The sequence below is a fragment of the Leptolyngbya sp. FACHB-8 genome (genome assembly GCF_014695575.1).
Classification (GTDB): Bacteria; Cyanobacteriota; Cyanobacteriia; order Elainellales; family Elainellaceae; genus Vacuolonema.
Genome location: NZ_JACJOO010000072.1, coordinates 1 through 24,718 on the forward strand (window position 1 = coordinate 1; position 24,718 = coordinate 24,718).

Annotated in this window: 23 protein-coding genes; 12 read left to right on the forward strand and 11 right to left on the reverse strand. The window is 50.9% G+C overall.

Annotated elements, in window-relative coordinates; translation table 11 throughout:
- Positions 1-274: 274 nt before the first annotated feature.
- The 9 genes from H6F91_RS19595 to H6F91_RS19635 form a co-directional block, all read right to left on the reverse strand.
- The gene (locus H6F91_RS19595; protein ID WP_190774547.1) at positions 275-1,225 is read right to left on the reverse strand and encodes a F0F1 ATP synthase subunit gamma; all 951 of its coding nucleotides are present in this window, start codon (positions 1,223-1,225) and stop codon (positions 275-277) included.
- Positions 1,226-1,335: 110 nt separating this feature from the next.
- Complete coding sequence (gene atpA / locus H6F91_RS19600) at positions 1,336-2,850, reverse strand: F0F1 ATP synthase subunit alpha (RefSeq protein ID WP_190774548.1); 1,515 nt, start codon at positions 2,848-2,850, stop codon at positions 1,336-1,338.
- 94 nt (positions 2,851-2,944) lie between these two features.
- Positions 2,945-3,493: an ATP synthase F1 subunit delta gene (gene atpH / locus H6F91_RS19605; protein WP_190774549.1), complete on the reverse strand. Its 549-nt coding sequence runs from the start codon at positions 3,491-3,493 to the stop codon at positions 2,945-2,947.
- Entirely contained in the window at positions 3,490-4,059 is a 570-nt protein-coding gene (locus H6F91_RS19610; RefSeq protein ID WP_242035883.1) for a F0F1 ATP synthase subunit B, read from the reverse strand. The genes atpH and H6F91_RS19610 overlap by 4 nt, the downstream gene beginning before the upstream one ends.
- Positions 4,052-4,540: a F0F1 ATP synthase subunit B' gene (locus tag H6F91_RS19615; RefSeq protein ID WP_190774551.1), complete on the reverse strand. Its 489-nt coding sequence runs from the start codon at positions 4,538-4,540 to the stop codon at positions 4,052-4,054. The genes H6F91_RS19610 and H6F91_RS19615 overlap by 8 nt, the downstream gene beginning before the upstream one ends.
- 93 nt (positions 4,541-4,633) lie before the next feature.
- A complete protein-coding gene (gene atpE, locus H6F91_RS19620) occupies positions 4,634-4,879 on the reverse strand; it encodes an ATP synthase F0 subunit C (protein WP_190774552.1) in 246 nt (81 codons plus the stop codon).
- 147 nt (positions 4,880-5,026) lie between these two features.
- Entirely contained in the window at positions 5,027-5,785 is a 759-nt protein-coding gene (gene atpB, locus H6F91_RS19625; protein ID WP_190774553.1) for a F0F1 ATP synthase subunit A, read from the reverse strand.
- Between the two features lie 48 nt (positions 5,786-5,833).
- Positions 5,834-6,379, reverse strand: coding sequence for an ATP synthase subunit I (locus tag H6F91_RS28015; protein ID WP_242035884.1), 546 nt, complete (start codon positions 6,377-6,379; stop codon positions 5,834-5,836).
- A 108-nt stretch (positions 6,380-6,487) separates the two neighbouring features.
- Positions 6,488-7,681: a class I SAM-dependent methyltransferase gene (locus H6F91_RS19635; RefSeq protein ID WP_190774554.1), complete on the reverse strand. Its 1,194-nt coding sequence runs from the start codon at positions 7,679-7,681 to the stop codon at positions 6,488-6,490.
- 456 nt (positions 7,682-8,137) lie between these two features.
- On the opposite strand from H6F91_RS19635, the gene H6F91_RS19640 reads away from it, so the two are divergent.
- The 9 genes from H6F91_RS19640 (at position 8,138) to H6F91_RS19680 (ending at position 18,553) form a co-directional block, all read left to right on the forward strand.
- Positions 8,138-11,416 carry a phycobilisome rod-core linker polypeptide gene (locus H6F91_RS19640; RefSeq protein ID WP_190774555.1) on the forward strand — a complete coding sequence of 1,093 codons (3,279 nt, stop codon included), beginning with the start codon at positions 8,138-8,140 and terminating at the stop codon, positions 11,414-11,416.
- 636 nt (positions 11,417-12,052) lie between these two features.
- Positions 12,053-12,811, forward strand: a complete 759-nt coding sequence (locus H6F91_RS19645) for a phycobilisome rod-core linker polypeptide (protein ID WP_190774556.1) — start codon at positions 12,053-12,055, stop codon at positions 12,809-12,811.
- Positions 12,812-13,038: 227 nt separating this feature from the next.
- The gene (locus H6F91_RS19650; protein WP_190774557.1) at positions 13,039-13,404 is read left to right on the forward strand and encodes a DUF1818 family protein; all 366 of its coding nucleotides are present in this window, start codon (positions 13,039-13,041) and stop codon (positions 13,402-13,404) included.
- A 973-nt stretch (positions 13,405-14,377) separates the two neighbouring features.
- The gene (gene gvpA, locus H6F91_RS19655; RefSeq protein WP_190774558.1) at positions 14,378-14,596 is read left to right on the forward strand and encodes a gas vesicle structural protein GvpA; all 219 of its coding nucleotides are present in this window, start codon (positions 14,378-14,380) and stop codon (positions 14,594-14,596) included.
- 182 nt (positions 14,597-14,778) lie between these two features.
- Positions 14,779-16,077, forward strand: a complete 1,299-nt coding sequence (locus tag H6F91_RS19660) for a hypothetical protein (protein ID WP_190774559.1) — start codon at positions 14,779-14,781, stop codon at positions 16,075-16,077.
- The gene (gene gvpN, locus H6F91_RS19665; RefSeq protein WP_190774560.1) at positions 16,074-17,327 is read left to right on the forward strand and encodes a gas vesicle protein GvpN; all 1,254 of its coding nucleotides are present in this window, start codon (positions 16,074-16,076) and stop codon (positions 17,325-17,327) included. The genes H6F91_RS19660 and gvpN overlap by 4 nt, the downstream gene beginning before the upstream one ends.
- 5 nt (positions 17,328-17,332) lie before the next feature.
- Positions 17,333-17,671, forward strand: coding sequence for a gas vesicle protein (locus H6F91_RS19670; RefSeq protein WP_190774561.1), 339 nt, complete (start codon positions 17,333-17,335; stop codon positions 17,669-17,671).
- A gap of 23 nt (positions 17,672-17,694) precedes the next feature.
- Positions 17,695-17,856 (forward strand): hypothetical protein, encoded by a 162-nt coding sequence (locus H6F91_RS19675; RefSeq protein ID WP_190774562.1) that lies wholly within the window; start codon positions 17,695-17,697, stop codon positions 17,854-17,856.
- A gap of 214 nt (positions 17,857-18,070) precedes the next feature.
- Positions 18,071-18,553 (forward strand): gas vesicle protein K, encoded by a 483-nt coding sequence (locus tag H6F91_RS19680; RefSeq protein ID WP_190774563.1) that lies wholly within the window; start codon positions 18,071-18,073, stop codon positions 18,551-18,553.
- Between the two features lie 50 nt (positions 18,554-18,603).
- Here H6F91_RS19680 and H6F91_RS19685 read toward each other — a convergent pair whose 3' ends face one another.
- Entirely contained in the window at positions 18,604-20,106 is a 1,503-nt protein-coding gene (locus H6F91_RS19685) for a DEAD/DEAH box helicase family protein (protein WP_190774564.1), read from the reverse strand.
- Between the two features lie 192 nt (positions 20,107-20,298).
- On the opposite strand from H6F91_RS19685, the gene tpiA reads away from it, so the two are divergent.
- Entirely contained in the window at positions 20,299-21,024 is a 726-nt protein-coding gene (gene tpiA, locus H6F91_RS19690) for a triose-phosphate isomerase (RefSeq protein ID WP_190774565.1), read from the forward strand.
- A 151-nt stretch (positions 21,025-21,175) separates the two neighbouring features.
- A complete protein-coding gene (locus H6F91_RS19695; RefSeq protein ID WP_190789437.1) occupies positions 21,176-22,609 on the forward strand; it encodes a RecQ family ATP-dependent DNA helicase in 1,434 nt (477 codons plus the stop codon).
- A gap of 71 nt (positions 22,610-22,680) precedes the next feature.
- Here H6F91_RS19695 and H6F91_RS19700 read toward each other — a convergent pair whose 3' ends face one another.
- Positions 22,681-23,838 carry an ATP-binding protein gene (locus tag H6F91_RS19700; RefSeq protein ID WP_190774567.1) on the reverse strand — a complete coding sequence of 386 codons (1,158 nt, stop codon included), beginning with the start codon at positions 23,836-23,838 and terminating at the stop codon, positions 22,681-22,683.
- Between the two features lie 341 nt (positions 23,839-24,179).
- Here H6F91_RS19700 and rimP point away from each other — a divergent pair, with 341 nt between their 5' ends.
- Positions 24,180-24,647 carry a ribosome maturation factor RimP gene (rimP, locus tag H6F91_RS19705; protein ID WP_190774568.1) on the forward strand — a complete coding sequence of 156 codons (468 nt, stop codon included), beginning with the start codon at positions 24,180-24,182 and terminating at the stop codon, positions 24,645-24,647.
- The last annotated feature ends 71 nt before the right edge of the window (positions 24,648-24,718 follow it).

Here is a 24,718-nt window from a genome sequence, read left to right on the forward strand (position 1 = left end):
TGTTGGTGCTTTGCCCGCTTCGCGGGCAAAGCACCAACATTCTGGGTAAATTCTTATGCAGAAACCTCTTTACATCACTTTGTGCTTGAATCAGCCATAGCTGTTTTTGTGAGAGCCGTGTGGAGTGTGGCTCTCACAAAAACAACCAAAATTTAAGCGCTTGAAAAGCGCTGTAATCAATCGGAGTTTGGGTTAAATAATGACGAAAAAAGGACGGGATTGTTCCCGTCCGTTCATTCTGATTGAGATGTAGCTACGAGAAACCCAACCGTTATTAGGTAAGCGCTTCTGCGCCCCCAACCACCTCCAGAATTTCCTGGGTAATAGCAGCCTGACGCGCTTTGTTGTAAGAAATTGTCAGGGTACTGATGAGCTGTGATGCGTTATCACTCGCGTTGCTCATGGCAGTCATCCGAGCCGCCAGTTCGCTAGCAGCAGACTCTTGTAATGCCCGTAGCAGTTGGTTATTCAAATACAGCGGCAATAGAGCATCAAGAATCTGAACGGGATCTTGCTCAAACAACATATCCTGTGGCGGTGGCTGAAGCGTAGGAGCGGTAACTTTCTGCCGCTCAACTTCAAATGCTCCACCCCGAGTCGTCAAGCGGAAGATTTCATCGTCTGATACTTCTAACCCTTGAGGGTCGAGAGGCAACAGGGTTTGTACAACAGGACGAGAGCTCACTAGCGAAACGAACTTGGTGTAAATCAGCTCGACCCGATCCACTTCCTCTGAGAGGAATAGGGACAGCAGTTCGTCCGCAATCATGGAAGCTTCCGAAGCGGTCGGTACTTGCTCTAGTCCAGAGAATACCGCCTCAACGGGCTCCTCGCGGCGCTGGAAGTACTGAGCCGCTTTGCGTCCCACAATGATGAACTTATAGTTACGGCCTTCAGCCTTTAACTCCTTCGCACGAGTCTCAGCCCGCTTGATGATGTTGGCGTTGTAACCGCCGCAGAGACCGCGATCGCCTGAGATGATCAGCAGACCTACAGTATTCACTTCGCGCTGTCTCAGCAGAGGCAGATCCGCATCTTCAAACCGCAGACGAGTTTGCAAGCCATAGAGAACCTGAGCCAGCCGGTCCGCAAAGGGGCGGGTAGCCAGAACCTGTTCTTGGGCACGGCGCACTTTAGCCGCTGCCACCAGCCGCATCGCTTCGGTGATCTTGCGGGTGTTTTTGACAGATTGAATGCGATCGCGAATAAATTTTAGATTTGGCATGTCGAATAGACCTCGGTTCGCTTCAGGTCATGGATAAGGATGTTTGAAGCGGAATGAACGTTGGATTTTTCCCACTATCTGCAGGAAAAATCCAACCATTCAAACATCGCTTAGCCAGCCAGGAAGGCTTGCTTGAACTCGGTAATACCGGATTTCAGAGCCTCAACGGCTTCATCGGTCAGCGCTTTTTCGCTACCAACGATTTCGTTATAGCGAGGCTTGCTGTTCGCCAAATACTCACGCAGACCCTTAGCGAACTCAGTCACTTTTTCCAGGGGAACCTCATCCAGGTAACCGTTGGTGCCGGCATAGATCAGAGCAACCTGATCAGCCAGAGAGAGAGGCGAGGAGGAAGGCTGCTTCAGTAGTTCTTGCAAACGCGCACCCCGGGCCAGCTGGTTCTGAGTCGCTTTATCCAGGTCAGAAGCAAACTGAGAGAATGCCTTCAGTTCGTCATACTGAGCCAATTCCAGCTTCAGCTTACCAGCCACTTTCTTCATGGCTTTGGTCTGAGCGGCGGAACCTACACGGGATACGGAAATACCCGCGTTAATCGCCGGACGAACGCCTGAGTTGAACAAGTCAGAGGACAGGAAGATCTGACCGTCGGTAATCGAAATTACGTTGGTAGGAATGTATGCAGATACGTCACCCGCCAGGGTCTCGATGATGGGCAGAGCGGTCATACTACCTTCACCCAGTGCGGGGCTTAGCTTCGCAGCGCGCTCCAGCAAACGGGAGTGGAGGTAGAATACGTCGCCAGGATACGCTTCACGGCCGGGCGGACGGCGCAGCAGCAAGGACATCTGACGGTATGCCTGTGCGTGCTTGGACAGGTCATCGTATACCACCAGGGTTGCTTTGCCCTTGTACATGAAGTACTCAGCCAAAGAAGCACCCGTGTAAGGAGCCAGGTATTGCAGAGCCGCAGAGTCGTTAGCGGTCGCGCTCACAATAATGGTGTAGTCCAGAGCGCCACGGTCAGCCAGAGTTTGTACAACCTGAGCAACGGTGGAAGCCTTTTGACCGACCGCTACGTAAACGCAAATTACGTCCTTACCTTTCTGGTTCAGGATGGTGTCTACAGCGATGCTGGTTTTGCCAGTCTGACGGTCACCGATGATCAGCTCGCGCTGACCCCGACCGACGGGAATCATCGCGTCGATAGCGGTAATCCCGGTTGCCATGGGCTCGTATACCGATTTCCGGGCAATGATGCCAGGAGCGGGAGATTCGAGCAGACGGGTATCGGTGGTGGCGATTTCGCCTTTGCCATCAATGGGACGGGCCAGAGCGTCAACCACGCGGCCAACCATTGCATCGCCTACAGGTACGGAGGCGATCTTACCGGTGGAGCGTACAGCGCTACCTTCTTGAATGCCTAAACCTTGACCGAACAGCACTACCCCAACGTTATCTTCTTCGAGGTTCTGAGCGATCCCAACGGTTCCATCTTCAAATTCCAGCAGCTCGGAGGCCATTACGTTGTCGAGGCCATACACGCGAGCAATACCGTCACCAACCTGAAGAACAGTTCCTACGTTGGAAACTTTAATTTCCTGGTCGTACTGCTCAATCTGCTGGCGAATAATGCTGCTAATCTCGTCGGGTCTAATTGCTACCATGGGTTATTCTCGCTGGCTACAAATAAACAGAATGAACATTCGCTGAACTGTGCAAAAGCGAGCTAAACCATTGCTTTTGCGGCACATTCAGATTCTAGACATTGGTGGAGAGGTTCAACCCGAGGCGACGAAGTTGTCCCCGCAGGCTTGCATCAAATACTTGAGAACCGACCCGAATAATCACACCGCCCAGAATGTCAGAGTCGATATGCTTTTCCAACTCGACCTGGCTAGCTCCCGTAAGGGAAATGACTTTCTGGCGAACGGCTTCCGTTTGCTCATCATTCAGTTCAACCGAAGAAATCACTTCAGCCAGAACGATTTGACGCATCTGACGCACCAGAGTCTGGTACTGCTTGCAGATAGGCGGCAGGAACTGACTCCGTCCACGATCTACCAGCAGTTGGAGGAAGCTTTGCATCACAGGATGCAGGCGATCGCTTGCCAACTGCCGCAACACAGCCTTCTTGGTTTCCGGCTTCATGAATGGGTTGACCAAAAACTGGTTCAACTCTTCGGATTCCGCCAGGGTTTCCAGCAGCACCGTTGTATCTTCGTTGAAGCGATCCACTAGATCTTGGGACTGGGCGATTGACATTAATGCCTGAGCGTAAGGCTCTACGATTTCAGCAGCTAATCTCATGCCCGACCTCCCAAAGATGCAATGCTCTGATCCAGTAGTTGATGTTGAGCATCCTGGTTCAAACCTGTTTGCAAACGCTCTTCCGCCTTTGCAATAGCCAGAGCCGCAATTCGCTCTCTCAGTTCGCGCGCAATCCGCTCTTGCTGAGTGTTAATGTCCTGGCTAGCCGACTGACGCATCCGAACCAGCTCTTCTTCCATCTCAGAAAGAATAGCGGCACGAGCTTTCTCTGCGCTTTTCTCAGCGTCTGCCAGAATGCGAGCAGCTTCTGATTGCGCCTGGGCCAGCTTTTGCTGTTCCTGGGCTAGAGAAGCTGCAGCGGATTTCTTACGGTCTTCCGCTTCTTTAATGGCTGTCTCGATGGCAGAGCGGCGATCGCCTAAAGTCTTACCAATGACACCACGACCAAAGTACAACAGCACACCAATAATGATGGCCAGGTTGATAATGTTGGTCTCCAGCAGGTTGAAGTTGAGGCCAAATCCACCTTCCGCTTCAGAAGCAAGCAAGAATACCTGGTGGGGAAGGGCCGTACCAAACAATTCGATACCACCAAAATTAACCAATGGAAACACCTCCCAGGAGCTTGTGCAAGATTTGCTGACTGAGGGCATCCACTTGTTGCTCAAGAGCCTGCAATGCTTCGGCTTTTTGCTGATCTAGCTCATGTTGAGCCTGTTCACGCTGAGCTTGGGCTTCCTGCTGGGCTACGGCAATTTTTTCGGCTGCAATTTTCTGAGCATCAGCTTGAGCCTTTGCTATGACTGCTTGAGATTGCCGACGGGTATCTGCCAGTTCCTGCTCAAATTGTTTGGCGAGAGCCTGAGCCTTCATCAGGCGTTCCTGAGCTTCTGCCTGGGTGCCACGAATATAAGCGTCGCGTTCATCTAACACCTTGCCTACAGGCTTGTAGAACAGAGCGTTGAGTACCGCAACAAGAATCAAGAATTGAACTGCCATCAGAGGCAACGTCGCATCTAGGTCAAAAAGACCCCCTTCCGCTTCGCCGACGGCCTCCGTTGCTAGCAGAATCAGTGAGTGCATCATAAAATTAACCCAACCCCTTCAGCTCGGTCAGAGCGCTCCGCTAAGTGAATGAGGGTAGGGGCACGTGGGCCGTACCCCTACTGAACCCTATGCTTAGGCAAAGGGGTTTGCAAACAGCAGTACCAGAGCAACAACCAGACCGTAGATGGTGAGCGCTTCCATGAACGCCAAGCTCAGCAGCAGAGTACCGCGGATTTTGCCCTCTGCTTCAGGCTGACGAGCGATCCCTTCCACGGCTTGCCCCGCTGCGTTACCTTGACCAATACCAGGGCCGATTGCGGCAAGGCCCACAGCCAGAGCAGCAGCCACAACAGAAGCAGCAGCGATTAATGGATCCATAGTGAGATTCCTTCCCTTGTGTTACAGAATGACGAAACGTGAACCATCTAGAAAAGCGCTTGCACGCTGGCGACCTAATTGTGAGTAGCAAAGGCTACCGACAACGGTAGGTCACAATAATGGGGACGCAATGCCCCGTCTGAGAAACTAGTGTTCCTCATGCCCTTCGTGGTGATCCTCCATAGCCTCGCCAATGTAGGCAGCGGCCAGTGTCGCAAAAATCAGAGCCTGAATTGCACTGGTGAAGAGACCCAACGCCATCACAGGCAGCGGCACAAACAGAGGCACCAGCAATACCAATACGCCCACAACCAATTCATCAGCCAGAATGTTTCCGAAAAGACGGAAGCTTAGGGAGAGGGGTTTGGTGAAATCTTCAATAATCTTGAAGGGAAGCATAAAGGGTACCGGCTGAACGTAGTTGCCGAAGTAACCCAAGCCCTTCTTGCGGAAGCCCGCGTAAAAGTATGCCAGAGAGGTAAGCAGCGCCAGAGCAACCGTGGTGTTGATGTCACTGGTGGGAGCCGAGAGCTCACCAGCCGGGATGTGAATCAAACGCCAGGGTACCAGAGCACCGGACCAGTTTGAGACAAAGATGAACAGGAACAAGGTACCAACGAATGGAACCCAGGGCCGATAGTCTTTTTCTCCAATCTGACCGCGTGCCAGATCGCGAACAAACTCCAGAACATACTCCATGAAATTCTGGAAGCCTGTGGGGATGCGCTGGGGATTTCGGCTGCCTAGGAGGGCGGCAATAACCAACACACCAATCACGAACCAAGAGGTCAAGAAGATCTGGCCGTGTAACTTCAAATTGCCCAATTCCCAGTAAAACTGTTTGCCAACTTCCAGTTCGGCGAGGGGCAATGTATGAAGAATATTCAGGAAATTGAGGGTTCCCATTGGATGAGTCTTTCCAGAATCGTTAAGTGGTGATAGTATTCCTGGAACTTATCGAGATCCGGGTAATATGGCGGTTTGCATCATGTAATAGATGACGGCCACTTTATAAGTCAGGAAACCAAGAAAAATTGGCATGATTTGAAGTTGATCTAATCGCGATGCAACTACGATCAACCCAATCAACAGAGCCAGCCGAGTAGCACCCAATTGACTCTTTTCCCGACCCAGTTGTGCCACGTTTTTCGCCAACATTCTCAAGTAAACCACACCTGTGCACGCTCCTATTAAATAATTCAGAGCGATGTTGAGGGAGTAGAAAATCCATACTGAAACGAACACAATGCCGCTTAAAAGCAGTGTGATTTTCAGCAAATCTTCCTGGAGTTTGTAAAACTCCTGCATGGAAGGATCGGGTTCAGGATTGATGCCCGACGGGGCGGGCTGTTCCTCAATGGGAGGTGTGTTAGGAGGGGTGTCTGACGAGTTCACAGGAATAGTGGCAAAGGTCCAGTGAAACGGAAGCAGCATGGCGCTGGTATCACAGTGCGATCGCCCATGGCTTTCGGTGTGATTGCGCTTGCCACTCCCGATCATATCACCGACAGGTAACAATACTTAATGCTGTGTTCGTCCCTGTCGGGTGAGTTTTTTTGAATCCTACAGGCGGATTAGTTTGATGCCGTAATGGCCTATTTGATGGTATCAGCTACCTGGAGTCAGCATCAGGAGTTGTTGTTGGAGGAGCGATCGCACCATCTCCAATCCTCCCGGTACCGATTCTAGGATTTGCCCAACGGTTTGCTGGGTATTTCCATCGGCAGCTTTCAGGAAAGCCCACTGATCATCGGTCAACGTCACAATCTGATAATCAAAATTAAATAGAGTGCGACTATCCCAACCATCCATACAAGGATTGCGTTCAGGGATGGCGGCTAGAAGAGCTGTATCGGAAGACCAATCGGATTTCTCAATGGGAGGACGACCCAGGAAAAATTCGTAGTGTGTGATGGATTCTGGATCGAGAAGTTCGATCAGTCGGTACCGTTCCCACTCCGAAAGATTAGCGGCTCGTTCCATCAAGTCGGGTGCTTTCCCAATCAATCTTTCTAAATCCCAAACTCGTGGATTTGAGAAGCCGAGGAATTCTAAGCCAGAGGCACGAATTAACTCATGCAGACTGTGAACGGTGTAGTCAATCTCCTGGGGATGGACGTACATGTCTGCAAAATTTTCATCTCGCTGATTTTCTAACGACCAGCGTTCCTGTTCCCGTTTCACCAGGCGATTGTTTTCGGGCAGGCTGGCAAAGAGATTACGCCCCACCTGTACGCCGTCGCGATAGTCACCGCGCTGGTCGCCCTGGAGGAGGGCGATCGCCTCTTGCATTAGCTGAATTTCCCATCGGCCCAAGGCACCATATACAAAGATATGCATCAGCCCGCCAGGAGCTAACTTTGGTGCAAGAGCCTGAATTCCCCGAATTGGATCCGGCAGGTGATGAAGAACACCCACACAATTAATTAAGTCAAATTCACCGGGAAGCTCAGCCGCATTATAAAGACTGAGGTGGTGAAAGGTCGCGCGATCGGCTCCCGATCGTTGGCATCGTTCCTTGGCAACCGCCAACGCACCCGAACTCAAATCAAGCCCTGTTACTTCAGCTTGAGGATTCAGGTGCACCAGATATTCAGTACCGACCCCGGTACCACAGCCCGCATCCAGAATTCGCACATCCTGCCGAGACGGTTTACGGCCCAGGCAAAAGTTGTAAGCGGCCAACCAATTCCAACGCCAGTTATAACCGGGAGGCGGCTCGTCCAGTAACGGTTCTGGTGGAAATGGATAGGTGTCGTAAAGGCGGGCCACAGCCGCACTAATCTGAGTGGGGTCGGTCATAATCGATTGAGATCCAGCATGATGAGTGTAGCGCCTGATAGACGCCTTTTTGATGGGGTCGGAGAATACGGGAGTGGTCAATTGATGAGGTGAGAGGGGTGCGATCGCACAGAATCCCGGCAAATTGGATTCTGTAGATGTAACGGGGAAAGTTACAAAACTTATACTGTCTCTAATGTAGATTCCCCCTATCCCGTATGATTGGCACAGCAATCCTGGTAACGCCTCGTAAACACTTCTTAATAAAGCGGTGCTGCGTAGACGAAACGCTCTAATCTAAGAGTTGGATTTGACCCTGATCCACGGGGTCATCACTATCCCGGTAATCTTGAAGGCTTCTGGGTCTTCGTGCGAATGGCTTTATTTTGTGCGAACGACGGGGAGCGCTCTCAGGTGTCTCGGAACCCCATCGACAAACTATAAAGAGATCACATTGAAGGGAGCTTTAGAAATCCAATGAGTGTTAAGGCAAGTGGTGGAAGCTCTGTTGCACGCCCCAATCTTTACCAAACCTTACCCGTTTCCACGATTTCCCAGGCCGAGCAGCAGGACCGCTTCCTGGGAATGGGGGAACTCAGTGAACTGTCAAGCTTTTTCAGTTCTGGTCTCAAACGGTTGGCGATCGCAGATGCCCTTACCCGGAACTCTGAACTGATCGTGTCCCGTGCGGCCAACCGTATTTTTGTCGGTGGTTCTCCCATGGCTTTCCTCGAAAAGCCTCGTGAAGAAACCCCTGTGCCCGTTGGTATGGGTGGCGTTGCCATCGATACTCAAGAAGGGATGAAACTGGGTACCGTTACCTATGTTTCTGGCGGTGGTGGCGGCATTCTAGAAGGGCTACGCACCCTATTTCTTACCCCCAGCAGTGGTCCTACTCCTCCTGGTTTCCGTCCGATTAACGTAGCCCGCTACGGCCCCGGTAACATGGCTAAGTCACTGCGTGACTTGAGCTGGTTCCTGCGGTATCTGACCTATGCGATTGTGGCAGGCGACCCCAACATTATTTCTGTTAACGTTCGTGGTCTGCGGGAAATCATTGAGAATGCCTGCTCTTCTGACGCAACCGTTGTAGCGCTGCAAGAAATGCGTCTTGCAGCCCTTGGTTATTTCCGTCAAGACGAGGAAGCTGCGTTCATTGTTGAACAGTACTTTGGTGTACTCATCAACGAATTTGCGGCTCCCACTCCTTCCAACAAGCTGCGTCAGCGCCCTTCTGGCGATCAGCAAGGCTTAACTCTGCCTCAGATTTACTTCAACGCAGCAGAGCGTCGGCCTAAGTACGCGATGAAGCCTGGTCTGTCTGCTCTGGAAAAGAACGACGTTATCAAAGCAGCCTACCGTCAGGTATTTGAGCGTGATATTACCCGTGCTTACTCTTTGGGAATTTCCGATCTGGAATCCAAGGTGAAGAACGGCGAAATCTCCATGAAGGAGTTCGTCCGCCGTCTAGCGAAGTCGCCTCTGTACCGCAAGAACTTCTACGAGCCCTACATCAACAGCCGTGCTCTGGAACTGGCATTCCGTCATATCCTTGGCCGTGGCCCCAGCTCTCGTGAAGAAGTTCAGAAGTACTTCTCTATCGTGTCCAACGGTGGTTTGTCTGCTCTGGTAGATGCCCTGGTGGATTCGGAAGAATACGCGGATTACTTCGGTGAGGAAACTGTTCCTTATCTCCGTGGTTTGGGCCAAGAAGCTCAGGAGTGCCGCAACTGGGGTCCTCAGCAAGATCTGTTCAAGTACAGTGCGCCCTTCCGTAAAGTTCCTCAGTTCCTGACCACCTTTGCTAGCTACGAGCAGCCTCTGCCTGATCAGCATGTGTATGGTTCTGGCAACGATCCACTGGAGATTCAGTTCGGAGCTATCTTCCCGAAAGAAACCCGCAATCCCAGCGCCAGCCCAGCACCATTTGGTAAGGATACCCGCCGGATTCTGATCAATCGTGGCCCTGGTATCAATAACCAATTGAGCAATCCTGGTGCACGCGGTGTTGCTCCTGGTAGCCTTGGGCCTAAGGTGTTCAAGCTGGATCAAATTCCCAGCTATACCAAGAGCTTTGCGAAGGGTGGTGGTAACAGTAAGGGCGTCAGCGTTAAGTTCTCTGAAAGCTCTACCCAAGCTGTCATTCGTGCAGCTTACCTGCAAGTATTCGGGCGTGATGTCTATGACGGTCAGCGCCAGAAGATTGCTGAAATCAAGCTGGAAAACGGGGAAATCACTGTACGAGAATTCATCCGTCAGTTGGCGAAATCTGATGTATTCCGCAAGCAAGCTTGGACTTCGCTGTACGTGGTGAAGGCGATCGAGTACATTCACCGCCGCCTGTTGGGCCGTCCTACCTACGGCCGGAAGGAAATGAATGCTTACTTCGACCTGTGCTCGAAGAAAGGATTCTACGCTCTGGTGGATGCAATTCTAGATACCGAGGAATACAACGAAACCTTCGGTGAGGACACCGTTCCTTACGAGCGTTATGTGACTCCGGGTGGTTTGGCCCTGCGTACCAACCGGGCTGGCAGCATCAGCGACAAAGGCTTGACGAAGGTCACGGTTGAGGAAGAGCCTCGCTTCGTTCAACTGGGTGCCGTATCTGAAACCCGTACTGAACCGGATATCCAATTCCGTGCAACTCAGGGTGTCAGCAAGAAGCGGGAACAAACCAAAGTCTTCAAACTTACGACTCGTACGGATGTTTCCCAGGTTGGAACCGTTATTGGTGCTGCCTACCGTCAGGTGTTTGAGCGGGATATTCCTCCTTACCTCGCTAGCAACGAGTTCTCTGCACTGGAAAGCAAGCTGAAGAACGGGGAAATTACCCTCAAGGAGTTCCTGGAAGGGCTGGGTACTTCTAGCCTTTACATTCGGGAGTTTTATACCCCCTATCCCAACACCAAAGTAATTGAGTTGGGTACCAAGCACTTCCTGGGTCGTGCTCCTCTAGATCAAGTTGAAATCCGTAAGTACAACCAGATTCTGGCAACCCAGGGTCTGAAGGGCTTCATCAACGCGATGCTGGCGAGCCCTGAGTATGCGGCAACCTTTGGCGAAGATACGGTTCCCTACAACCGTTATCTGACCCTTCCTGCTGCGAACTTCCCCAACAGCCAACGGCTCTACAACAAGCTCACGAAGCAGGACCGCGAATTGGTGGTTCCCAGCTTCAAGCCTGCAGATACCCGTACGGATGTTTCCAAGCTGCCGTTGCTGGGTCAGGCGATCGCCGCCCAGTCCAAAACCGACTACGTTGACCTGAGCCGCTCCACGGGTGGAGAAGCTCTGGTTCAAGACACCGATCGCAAAGCAGCCCGTATCTTTCGAGTAATGCCTAGCACTGGTGCAGTTGAGGTTAAAGAGGCGATTGAAGCCATCTATCGTCAAATCATGGATGTTTCTGATGAAACGATTCCTACTGAGTTACGTCGCCCTGAGCTGGAGGCCCTGCTCCAACGCGGTGAAATCACCGTTAAGGAGTTTGTGAAGCGTTTGGTGGTGTCGCCTGTATATGGCGATCGCTTCCTGCAGCCCTATCCTCCTGCCAAAGCAGCCGAGTTGCTGGTTCGTCACCTGCTGGGCCGCACTCCTGCGAATACCGCAGAGCTGACTGAATATGCAGCGCTTCTCGCTGAGAAGGGATTGGTTGCTGTTGTATCGGCTCTAATGAACAGCCCTGAGTATGGCCGCTTCTTCGGTGAAGATGTAGTGCCCTATGCTCGCTGCTCTCAAGTTCCGATGATTTAAGAGGAAACAGTCTTGCAGAGGTTGATTTTTGATGGGCTAAATCAATAAAGTCAACCTCGCGGGCATCCTCTAGTTTGATTCGTTTGGGGTTCTGTGGAAGAGCGATCGCGTATTCTCAGGAATGGCGATCGCTCCTACTCAAATCCCTAAAAGAATGTGTTTCCTTCTTCCAAGTTTTTTGAATCGTTATATCAGCTGCTTTACCGAAGCTAAGGACACGCCATCACACAGTAGTGAGTGTGCTCTTATTTGTTGTTCGGTGTATGAAGTAGTGCTCGTTAAATATTTCCCACTGAAGGCTGCATTTTGAATGCTTTCTGAATTTCCTCAATTTTTTAGGCTCTAGATATAGTTCAAACCTCCTAGTAATTTCCATTTTTCTAACTGCTTCTTCTGAAGAAACCCGTAGGAAACTGACCCAAGAACTTATATAAAGTAACCTTCGTTTAACTTTCAATTTGTGCTAGAGGAGCTCCAAATAATCGAGCTCCTTTTTTGTAAAAAACTGTAAATTCCAGGTGAGCTGTTAAATTCCGTAAAGTTTTATTGGAGGAAGGCTATCTACTATTCCTATTAACCGTATGATGTTGAGTAAATTTTGTAAGGATTTGTAAGACACAGGGAGTTTAAGTAGGCGTGGCAATTCCTCTGTTACAGTACAACCCCTCCAGCCAAAACCAGCGAGTTGCTGGTTACGAGGTTGGAAGCGATGAGCAACCCCGTCTCTTCTCGACGGATAACCTGCTCTCGCCAAGTGATATGGATAACTTGATTGAAGCGGCTTACCGTCAAATCTTTTTCCATGCGTTTAAAGCAGACCGGGAAGTAACTCTTGAATCCCAGCTGCGGAATGGGCAAATCACAGTACGTGATTTTATTCGTGGTCTATTGTTGTCTGATCGCTATAAGCGCAGCTTCTATGACTTGAATAGCAACTATCGTTTTGTTGAACAAACTGTTCAGCGCGTTCTGGGCCGGGATGTTTACAGCGAACGCGAAAAAATTGCTTGGTCCATCGTAATCGCGACCAAAGGTATTGCTGGCTTCTTCAACGATCTGTTGAACAGCGACGAGTACCTGGAGAACTTTGGTGATTCCATCGTTCCCTATCAGCGTCGTCGAGTTCTGCCCGGTCGCACTGCTGGTGAGCTGCCTTTTAATATCAGGTCTCCTCGCTACGACGAATACTACCGTGGTAAGTTTGGCTTCCCGCAAATCGTCTGGCAGACCACTGTTCGGAGCTTCAAGCCCCAAGACAAAGTTGCTCGTGCTGGCGATCCAGCAAGTTTCCTCGATATGGCTCGTAGCTTGGATGCGCGCGGTAGTGCTCCCCAAAGCCTGTCAGCTCAGAATGTTGATTACCTAAACGCTGTACCTTACCGCAAGGTTGGCTAAGGTCTGTATTGCAGATGAATAGAGCCAGGGGGCGATCGCTCCCTGGCTTTTATATGTGAAGGAATGAGATTGGATGCGAAACAGCAGTTTCACATTCAATCTCATTCCTATATAGCGGTGTGCAAGCTCGTTAAGTACAGAAACGGTGTTGTGGGGCGCTCAGCGCCCCACAACACCGTACTGAATAAGCCCACACAGCGCTATATTTAGCAATGGAAGATAATGCTATGGCACGACAACTTAAAAGCGGTCAAGGTTGGCAAATTGGTTGGGATCCTGAAGCTCCTCTCTACCGTGGCTTAGTGGGTACAGAGGCATGGGCTTTAGAGCTGACTGAGGAGGAACTTGATGACTTTTGTCGTCTTGCTACTCAGTTGGCCGATACTCTAGCTCAAATCGCCTCAGAGCTGATGGATGAGGAGCGCATCACCTGTGAAGTGGAGAGCGATCGCATCTGGATGGAAGCTGAAGGCTTTCCACACTCCTTTAGCTTACGCTTCATTCTGCTTCAGGGGCGTCGGGGTGAAGGTTATTGGGATGCAGAGGCTGTGACGGGTCTCATTCAAGCTATGCAGAGCCTCCAAGTATTTTAAGGACTACTTGTACAGGAAATATGCCTTCTCGAGCAAAACCAGCCTACTATGGCCGTGACTGAGTTGCTTCTGTACAGCTTCTGTACATATGTTGTAACAAATCAATTCTCCTTATACTCGTAGCTATTTGAACCAGGACAAAAAGAGAGGGTGCCAAGCGCCCTCTCTTTTTGTCTTATAGCCTGTGTTGTGTTAGTTAGCCTGAGTTCGGATTAAGTACTAGCTTAAACGGCTGTAGCCATAGATTTGCTTGATCAGCCAATATGTGCCATCGAGATCAGCAATACCATTCAAATATATTTTGTAGATGAGTTTGGAAGTTGACACAATAGGCAACAAATCAGCAAAGTGATTCCGTATTATTTCGGATTTAAGAGAAGTAGTAGTTTTAAACTGAAAAATAATCCGTGTTTCCGCTTATAGTCTCTATTTCGTTTCTATTAAGTTGGGAAAAATGAAGTCTTTTTCCGGATAACTATTAATGATTTAGAAGACGTACTAATGTGCGTTTTGGTTTTATAGTAAGTCGTTAGAAATCCTTTATTACAGCGCTTTTTATGCTTTTCTCTTAAATAAGATTCCATATTCTTCCTGATGTATTTGTATGTCCTAGAAAGGAGTATAAGAACATTGGAAATAATTGAAAGTGCTTCATTGGACTTCGACTTTTTTCTAAGGTTCATTGTTAGTCTGACCTGTGTTTTGGGAAAGATACAATTGTCTCCCTCCACAGGGCATCTGCTAGAAAACCCCTAGCTATTTCCTTCTTAAGGAAATCGCCCGTTGACATTGTAATTGCGGCATATTGTGCCTTTAAGGCTCCGTTCTTAGATGCTCTGATGATTATTCGGAAATCTTTGAATGTTCAAAAATGTCTAATCCAAGCAATTGTCTTGGCAATGTTAACTTCTGTTGGGTAGGGGAGTCAGTTTATTTCATTGCTCACACGTACAAAGTTTTAGGTGGTTTAACCATGGCTGTTGAAAAAGTAAACTCTTCCTCCAGCTTGGCCGAAGTAGTTGATCGGATTTTGGATAAAGGCGTTGTTGTTGATGCGTGGGTTCGCGTATCTCTGGTTGGTATCGAACTGCTGGCTATTGAAGCTCGCATCGTTATTGCTTCCGTTGAAACCTATCTGAAGTATGCAGAAGCTGTTGGTCTGACTGCTCAGGCTGCTGTTCCCTCCGCATAAAAGTCTCCGATTGGGGAGCCTTGATTGGCTCCCCAATCCTCACACTTTCATCTCCCCGTTTTCGTTAATTCGTTCGTGCTCGGTAGGTTTGCAGGCTTTCGGAAACACTAGCGTCCGGCCTGTCTTCACAAAATGGCTTCTTAGGAAGCCGGGTTAAGTTAGCCTCGTCGGAGGAGGTTTCTGTGGCTGCTCTCAAGGATCAATGGAAAGAGCAAAGACGCCAGCGGCAGTTGGAACTGGAGCGACGTCAGAGAGATGTGCGCGAAGTGCTGGATGGGTTTCAGCAAGAGCGGCAGGCCATGTCTGCTCAGCTTCGGAGTGAATTGAGTGCCTTCCAACAGGCAGTTCAAGAGGAGACACAAAGTTTTCTGGCTGATGCCTATCAGAAACGGCTGGCAAATGCAAAAGTAGTCGCTGATGCATTGCAGGCTTATAAAGCTAATCTGCATGAGCAGGTAGCTCAATTTCTTTCAGTCACGTCGGCAGAGCGATCGCTCATGTCCCAGGAGCTGTTTCAAGCTCTAGAGGCATTCCATGCATCACTGTCCGCCTCAGTTGCCGATTTGCGCTTAGCGCTGCAACAGCGCATGCAAGAAATTCAATTAGAAGTACAAGTTCTGCAGGCCGACACCCAGGATATGCTGGTGGGCTTCAAAGAACAACGAATTCAAGAGCAGCAACGGCTCCTAGCAGAACTGGCTGCTTACGTAGACGGTCTGCGGGATGACGTCCATGCGTACCTGTCGGAGTTAGAGTTGGCGCGGGTAGATCGGGCTAACCAGCTGTGGGCTATGCTCCAACAGAGCCGGGATAACCGTGCTGTTGAAATGGAAGCCCTGATGACCGAGTTTGCTGAGTTCCGCAACTACTTACAGAGCTATCGGCAGTCTCTCCACAATCTCGTGTGGGGCAACGGCGAAGCATCTGTAGAACCGCAACCTCCTGCTGTGGCTCCTCAACGTAAGGTTGCCGCTGCACCAGTTCGTGGATTCCGCCCGGTTCGCCCTGTCGCGACTGCCCAACCGAAAGTTGAGCTGCCCAAGGCGCCTCGTAGTATCCCACCAACTCCCGCTGCTGCTACACCCGCTTCTGAGCTACCGAACGTTGTAGCGCCCCCAAAGCCTGAGCCACCCAAGGTTGAGCCGCCGAAGGTGGAAGAATTCGCGCCGGCTCCCGTCATCCTTGCTGAAGCATCTTCTTCTATCGATAGCCTTGAGGCGTTGAGCGAAGCAATTCCTTTGCCAGCGGTCAAAACTGAGTCTGTAGAAGAAACACAGCCTGCACTTCGTGATCCTGCTCAGTTAGAAATGGATATTTTCAAGTACATCCAGGCCATCAATGGCGCACGCCTAACTGAGATTGAGACAGCTCTCAGCATTAACCGCTTCCAGGCTGTTGATGCTCTCCGCTCGCTCATTAAGAAAGGCAATGTGACCCAGCGCGATCGCATCTATCTGATTCCTGAGGAAGTGAACCTGTGACTACTGTCCTACAAGCCCGCCCCCGAAACTTTGTCAGCACGCCTGCCATTGAGCGTGTAGCAGCCCGTTCCCTCCGTTACCTGCAATCCGGCTATTCCGTTCACTTGCGGGGACCGGCAGGTACTGGCAAAACGACTCTGGGTTTGCACCTGGCTGATATGCTGGGGCGGCCCATCATGCTCCTGTTTGGCGACGACGAGTTCAAAACCTCTGATTTAATCGGTAACCAGACTGGTTACACCCGTAAAAAGGTGGTGGATAATTTCATCCACAGTGTGGTCAAGGTTGAAGATGAATTGCGCCAGAATTGGGTGGATTCGCGTCTAACTCTGGCTTGCCGAGAAGGCTTTACCCTGGTTTACGACGAATTTAACCGTTCTCGCCCTGAGGTTAACAACGTCCTACTGGCGGCCCTGGAAGAAAAGCTGCTGGTGTTACCCCCCAGCAACAACCGTCCCGAGTACATTCGAGTCAGTCCTCACTTCCGCGCCATCTTCACCTCGAACCCAGAGGAGTACTGTGGCGTACATGGAACCCAGGATGCGTTGCTGGATCGTTTGATTACCATCAACATGCCGGAGCCGGATGAGCTGACCCAACAGGAAATCGCTGTCCAGAAATCCGGCATTGATCGAGAGAGCGCCAGTATCATCGTGCAGTTGGTTAAAGCCTTCCGCGATCGCGTTGGAGCTGACAAAGCTTCCGGGTTGCGGGCCTGCTTGATGATCGCGCGTATCTGCCATGAGCACGAAATTGTTGTGACGCCTGAGAACGTCGAGTTCCGAGATATCTGTCAGGATGTGTTGCTGTCTCGCAGTGAGCTGTCCCAACAGGATTCCACTCGTCTGCTCTGGGACGTTTTCAATGAGCTGATCTGTGCAGAAGTGCGGGAATCAGATGTGGCGATCGCCCTCAACGTACCGGATCTCGAAATCCTGGATTTGGATTCGAGTATCACGCCCAATGGGGTTGTTGAAGATTCTCTGGCCGAGACTGTGCGTGCCTTGCAAGGGGATGAGCCTGTTGCGGGAACTGAGGAACCCTCTGTCGAGGTTTCTGACGTGCCTCACGAACAGGAGGTCTACCGCTATTTGCAAGACCATCCTCGGGCTCGGACTTCAGCAATTCAGGCAACATTGAGGCTGAGTCGCGTACAGGTCATCGACGCTATTCAATCCCTATCCCAAAAAGGGCTCCTGCCGATTCAAGGCGAAACTGATACAGCGCAATCCATTTCTGAGGAGGGCTAATCATCATGACGGCTACGGTTCCAGTACGTCCTACTGCTTCCAGCCGCCCGATGCTTACGTCTACCCAGGGATCTGGCCTGGCTGATGTTCTTGAACGGGTGCTGGACAAGGGAATTGTGATTGCAGGTGACATCACCGTTTCGGTCGGTTCGACCGAGTTGCTCAATATTCGGATCCGATTGCTAATTTCTTCGGTAGACAAAGCCAAGGAGATTGGGATCAATTGGTGGGAGAACGATCCCTACTTAAGTAGCCGATCGCAAGAACTCCTGGACGCTAATCAGCAGCTCCAGACCCGCATCGAAAGTCTTGAACGCGAGTTGAAAGCGCTCCGGGGTGCCTAAGATTAATCTTATCGAGGCGAACCATGACTCAATCCACGAAGAAACGCTATATTGACTCTGAACAATACCGTCAAATGCGTGTGCGTGATGGCGATCGACGCTTTCAGGAATGGCATTCTGCATTCCTGAAACACCAGAGAGAGTTTCTGAAGGATTTGGGTAAACGGCGCGATCGCTCAGCCTGATTGAGTAGTTTTATCAGACTTCTATACTGGAGCGTGGCAGAGGTGCGTCGGATGACCTTCGATACCTGGGCCACGCTCTTTGATAATTGTGTGTTGGTGCGTGAAAGGCTTCGGCAATGGCCAGATGTTCTAGTTGGGCCAGTCAATCCGATTTAGCCTTTCCAAACTTGGTTGCCCATGGCAACGTTAAAGCAGACCTGTCAAGTGTGTGGCGATGTCTCCCTCCGAAGCCTCTGATGCTCCCATCCAAATTGCCCCCGGCGGCGCGTTAGATTCTCCTAAAAAGGGCAAAGATGCTGGCTTGGCTCCCCTATTGCTGACGGTAATCGAACTTGTGCGTCAGTTGATGGAAGCACAGGTGATTCGCCGTATGGAAGGGGATGAGCTAAGCGAAACTGATCTGGAACGAGCCGCTGACAGCGTGCGTAAGCTCGAAGAGCAGGTTATACGCCTCTGCGAAATTTTTGAAATTGATCCGGCCGATCTCAATGTAGACCTTGGGGAATTCGGTACATTGTTGCCTAAAACCGGAGGCTACTACCCCGGTGAGACCTCCGCCAGCCCGACTATTCTCGAATTACTCGACCGTTTGCTGAGCACTGGCGTGGTGCTAGAGGGGGATGTAGATTTGGGACTGGCCCAGATCAATCTAATTCATGCCAAATTACGGCTGGTTTTGACCTCTAAGCCTCTATAGAAATTTGAGTGATTGCCTTCCAGAAGCCAATCCTCCAGGATTTATTTTATTTAAAAAGGTGGGTCGTCCTGAGAAGTTGAAGGGTATTGGCCCGGAGGCTCGGCTGCTGTGCGGCGGGTTGGCTTCAGATATTTCTCGTAGGGGGAGGGGGGCACCAGCTCTAACTGATTCTCCTTACGAGGCGGTTTGCTACCGGTGCGACGCCGGCGGGAGACGCCTTCTTCTGTCGTTTCCTCAGCTACGACTTCATATAGAATGGCTTGCTTCTCGCCTGTTCCCTTTCGCAAAATTCGCCCTAAACGCTGAATGTATTCCCGGGTGGAACCACTACCCGATAGGAGAACCGCTACACGAGCGTCGGGTACGTCTACTCCTTCATTCAATACATGGGATACGACCAGGGTATGGTAGGTACCGTCGCGAAACTTTTGCAGAATGTCGTGGCGCTCTTTGACAGGGGTTTGGTGAGTAATCGCCGGAATGAGAAAGCTTTGGGAAATTCGATAAACCGTTGCGTTGTCGTTGGTAAAGATGAGAGTGCGATCGGGGTAGTGCTGGGCTAGTAAGTCAGCTAATATCCGTAGTTTACCCTCGGTGCCGAGAGCGATCGCCCGTGCTTCCCGGTGAGCCAGCATCGCCCGTCGCCCGGCCTGAGATCGAGCACTGGCCTGCACAAACCGTTGCCATCCCTCAAGCGATCCAAGCCAGATATTTGATTTTTCTAGAAATTCGTTGCGAGTAGCGATTAAGGTTTCGTAGCGATCGCGCTCCTCTGGCGAGAGCTTGACCCGGATCGGAACAATATCATAAGGAGCCAGCGCATGACCTGCCAGTTCCTCCGCGGTGCGCTGATATACCACAGGTCCAAGCAGTTCATTCAGATCCTGGTGGCGACCGTCGGTGCGATCGGGGGTGGCTGTGAGACCGAGACGGTAGGGAGCGATGGAGGATTCGGCGATCGCCCGATTAAAATCGCTGGGTAAATGATGGCACTCGTCGCAGATCAGCAGCCCATAACGATTGCCTAAAGCTTCGGCATGGATGGCAGCGCTGTCATAAGTCGCCACGAGAATGGGGGTTCGATCCTTGGAGCCCCCACCGAGTAGGCCAACCTCTTCATCCGGGAAAGCGGCCAGTAGATGGGTGTACCATTGATGCATCAAATCCAGGGTGGGAACTGTAATCAGCGTGCTGCGAGGGGTGACCTGCATGGCCATTTGCGCCAGATACGTTTTCCCCGAAGCGGTGGGCAGCACCACGACGCCCTGTCGTTTTGCCTGAACCCAGGCAGCCAAGGCCTCCTGCTGATGCGCGTAGGGTTGTCTTTCTAAAGACGCTGCCATCTTTAGCGGTTCAAAGCCTTTTGCCTCATCTTTGAACTCAACGTCCTGTTGTTGTAGTGCTTCTACCAGTGCCCGGTAATGGATGCCAGGAATGCGAAATCGCTCAACCCGGTCATCCCAGGCGGCAAAATCGAGCCAGTCTTTGCCCCGTGGGGGCGGGTGCAGAATCAGGGTGCCCCGGTCGTAAGTCAGGGTGGAGATGCGTGCCATCAGGTTTTGCGGCCATTACTGCTTGTATTCTAGGAAGCTCGGCGGCGATCGCACCAACATTCTCGGCTAATGACAGGCTAAATCCGTCAGTGACTCCTGTCTGATTCATCAGGAGAAAACTTGCCCGAGTGATGCAGTTACCCAGTAAACTGTAGTTTGGCTAAAAACGTTATCAACCCCAACTGAATTACCGTGCGCAGGAAGGTTATCGCTGGCAACTGGAAAATGTATAAGACTCAGGCGGAGGCTAAACAATTCCTTCAGGAATTTTTGCCCCACATTGAGGATACGCCCGAGGATCGGGAAGTCATTCTGTGTGTCCCATTCACTGATTTGGCAGTGATGTCCCATAACCTGCACGGTAGCCGTGTTCGACTGGGCGCACAAAATGTTCACTGGGCAGCAGAAGGAGCCTACACAGGTGAAATCTCCGCTCCGATGTTGGTCGAACTGAGCGTTCGCTATGTCGTGATTGGGCACAGCGAGCGGCGGCAGTATTTTGGGGAAACCGACGAGACGGTTAATTTACGCTTAAAAGCAGCGCAGCAAGCTGGTTTAACTCCCATTCTCTGTGTGGGTGAAACGAAGCAACAGCGTGATGCTGGGCAAACCGAAGCTGTGATTCTGAAGCAGATCGAGAGCGATCTCGTAGATATTGATTTGAGCAATCTTGTGATTGCTTATGAGCCCATCTGGGCGATCGGAACAGGGGACACCTGCGAAACATCCGAAGCAGATCGAGTGATTGGAATTATCCGTAAAGAATTGAAGAATCCTGATGTTCCAATTCAATACGGCGGCTCTGTTAAGCCTGAGAATATCGACGAAATTATGGCTCAGAACGAGATTGATGGAGTTCTAGTAGGCGGTGCTAGTCTCTCTCCCCAGGGATTTGGGCGCATTGTGAACTATCAGTAGTAATCGACTGATCCAAACTGAACATCCTCCTGAAAAACATTTTCAGGAGGATGTTTTATGTTTGGCTCACCGGGAATTTAGCGCATTACTTAAAGTGATGATGAGCCCTCTTTTCTGTCGGGAATCCTGAAATTAATCAGGAGGCTCATCTATGCATTCAACAACACAGCACGGTTGGGATGTTGTTCGCGCAGAATTTCAACGAATTTGGGGCTATTCCGACTTTCGGCCGCCTCAAGGGGAAATTGTACGGTGTCTATTAGAAGGAAAAGATTCCCTCATTATCCTGCCGACAGGGGGAGGAAAGTCTATTTGCTTTCAACTTCCAGCGTTGATGCAGCAAGGGTTAACATTAGTTGTGTCGCCTCTCGTAGCTTTAATGGAGAATCAGGTGCAGGAGTTGCGATCGCGCGACTTACCCGCTGCCTCTCTGCACAACGAAGTTTCTGCTCACCAGCGCCGCCGAACACTACAAAATCTCCAGCGGTTGCGGTTGCTTTACCTTTCACCTGAGACTCTACTCAGTAGTACAGTCTGGGAGCGTCTTTGCGACCCAAAACTTAAGATTAACGGCCTCATCTTAGATGAAGCGCACTGTCTCGTTCAGTGGGGAGATACCTTTCGCCCTGCCTATCGGAGGTTAGGAGCTGTACGGCCTGCCTTGCTCAAACACAAACCACCAGGGAGTCAGATCGCAATCGCCGCCTTCACAGCCACTGCTGACCCAGCAGCTCAACGTATTATCCGTGATTGCCTGCAACTCCAGAACCCGGTGCAATTTCTCAATAACCCTTATCGAGAAAACCTGGCTCTTAGCGTTCAGACAGTTTGGACACCTCGCGGTCGTCGCCAAACTTTACTGAACTACATTCGTGAGCATAAAGACACTGCGGGTTTGGTCTATGTACGCACCCGCCGCGATAGTGAAGAATTAGCTGCCTGGCTAGGCGAGAAAGGGTTTCGCACGACAGGCTATCATGCTGGGCTTAGCCCACAGGAGCGGCGTCAGGTCGAAAACGCTTGGATAAACGACGAAATGCTCTTCGTAATTTGTACCTCTGCTTTCGGCATGGGCATCAATAAACCAAATGTCCGTTGGGTCATTCACTACCATGCGCCAATGCTGCTTTCAGAATATGTGCAGGAGGTGGGGCGAGCCGGACGGGATGGCAAGCCGTCAAAGGCCCTGACGTTGGTCAGTGAACGAACAGGGTGGCTTGATCCCGATGATAAGCAACGGCAGCAGTTTTTCCGAGAGCGGGAGCGATCGCTCCTTCGCACGGCTCAAAATCTTGCAGGCCAGCTTCCCAAATTGGGGGAGGTCGCGACGGTATCCCGACAGTTTAAGGATGGGGCGATCGCTCTTTCCCTCCTCCACAGCTCAGGTCAGCTACGGTGGACCGACCCCTTTCACTATGTAATTCAATCCAAAGCGAATTCTGCTGTGCCCCAAACGGCTCAACCTATAGAGGCGTACCTTTATGGGCGTGGGTGCCGTTGGCAGTATTTGCTACGAGCATTTGGATTTACAACGGAAGCGGAAGGTTTTTGCTGTGGGACGTGCGATCGCTGCCTTCGCCGTTAGTCATCGCTACCTCAGCTCAAGAGGGAGTGAGAGCTTTGCTCTCACTCCCTCTTGAGCTGAAAGGATAAAACTTATGCTTGTACGCTAGCTTCCTCTGTCCAGGTTCGTGCCGGATTGAGAGGCAGCGTGAACCAGAACCGGGCACCCCCTTCAGGGCAATTTGCGACGTGGATATCGCCCCCGTGAGCTCGAATAATTTGTTGGCAAAGATGAAGTCCAATTCCCAGGCCATTGGTATGGCGGGTATTCGGCCCCCGCTCGAATAGCTTGAACAGATACTCGCATTGCTCTGCCGAGATGCCAGCCCCGTTATCCTGCACACTGCATTGAATGCGATCGCCCACCAATTGAGCTTCAACTTGCATCTCAACACCGGGTGGATTGTGCTTCAGAGCATTTTCCACCAGGTTCTTCAACACTCGGCAAATCTGGATGGGATCAAGTTGGATTGTCGGCAAATCAGTCGGGATGACATAGTTTAAGGTCGCCTGGTTTCTGTGAAGCCATGGCTTCATTTCACAGAGGATGGTGGGAATAAACTGCCCCAGGGCAACGGGTTCGTAGTGCAAGGACAGAGGGCGAGTTACTTCAGTGTGGGTATCGAGAAGCGCATCGATCAGACTGAGGTGGCGATCGCTCCCCTGCACCATCCGTTCTACAAAGGAGCGGGGAACAGGAATCTGTTCATCATTTTGAGTGCAGGTAATACTATTTCCCTGAAGCAGATTTTGAAACACCATCTGCATACCCAATACGGGGTTCCGCAGGTCATGGGATACCGCATGGAGCAACAGCCGCAGAGATTGTTCGGTTCGCTGGAGCTGCTGCTGTTGTAAGTAGGACTGCTGCTCTAATTTGCTAAGTCGAAGCCAGGTGTCGACCCGTACTTGAACTTCGCGAAAGCTGAAAGGCTTATATAAATAGTCGGTAATACCAAATTGGAATCCCTTGTCTTTATCAAAATTTGTTTGGGTTTCCGTAATTAGCAGAATTGGAATGGTTTCTAAAGGAGGATAACCCCGTAGCTCAGTGCACAAGGTAAAACTGTCCATCCCTACCGTGTTCCAGTCCATCAGGATGAGAACCGGTAAGCAGTGAGCAGCCTGAGCGATCGCCGCTTTACCATTTGCTACAGCGACTACTGGGCGATCTACCGTCGATAGGGCTTGGCTTATGCCATCTTGTACCGCCGGATCCGTTGTAATTAGCAAAATCGTCTCAGCTACCAACGCCGTGTCTATGCCTCCAAGAAAACCATAAGCTCCTTAACCTTGTCCCTCATCATAATGGCCCCCGAAAGGAGGCTACCTCATGCTAGTGGGTGTTTTCCCCTCTGGTGTTTCTTGCTCTGCAGATGGAGAGCGTGATGCATCCTATACGTTTTTTAACTATAGGGTGCCGTGATGAAGGGGAGCGATGAACCTATATGCCCGATCTGAAAACCATGCGTTAAAATGAAATTTAGTGGAGGTGCAGCCTCTGCACCCTCGGACATATTTCTGTCAGAAGTGGGCCAAACCCGCTTTTTTTTGTTTCAATTTTTCGGGAATTTGCTCCCGCCTTCGCTACTATGACCCATCCCCTTATCCCACAAGTCCTCGAATTGGCTGCCCCTGTCGCAGAACCCCTGGGGCTGGAAGTTGTAGGGGCTGTGTTCCATACCAATCAAAATCCACCCGTGTTGCGGGTCGACATTCGCAATCTTCAGCAGGATACAGGTCTTGAAGACTGTGAGCGCATGAGCCAGGCCTTAGAAACAGCCTTAGATGAGGCCGCTCTCATTCCTGACGCCTATGTCCTGGAGGTATCCAGCCCGGGAGTCCCCGAATTGTTGACCACTGAGCGAGAATTTATTTCTTTCAAGGGGTTTCCGGTAACGGTGACCGTAACAGAACCCTATAAAGGTCAAATGACCTGGAGCGGTCAGCTCGTGCGACGGGATGACGAAGCCATTCACCTCACTCGTAAGGGTCGGGCGATCGCCATTCCCCGCTCACTCATTCAATCCGTTCACCTGGATAATCATCCGGAGTCCTAACTTCTATATCGCTCACCTGTCTGGCACCATCGCACCTAGTCGCCCCCACATCATTTCGGAGGTTTTCCCTA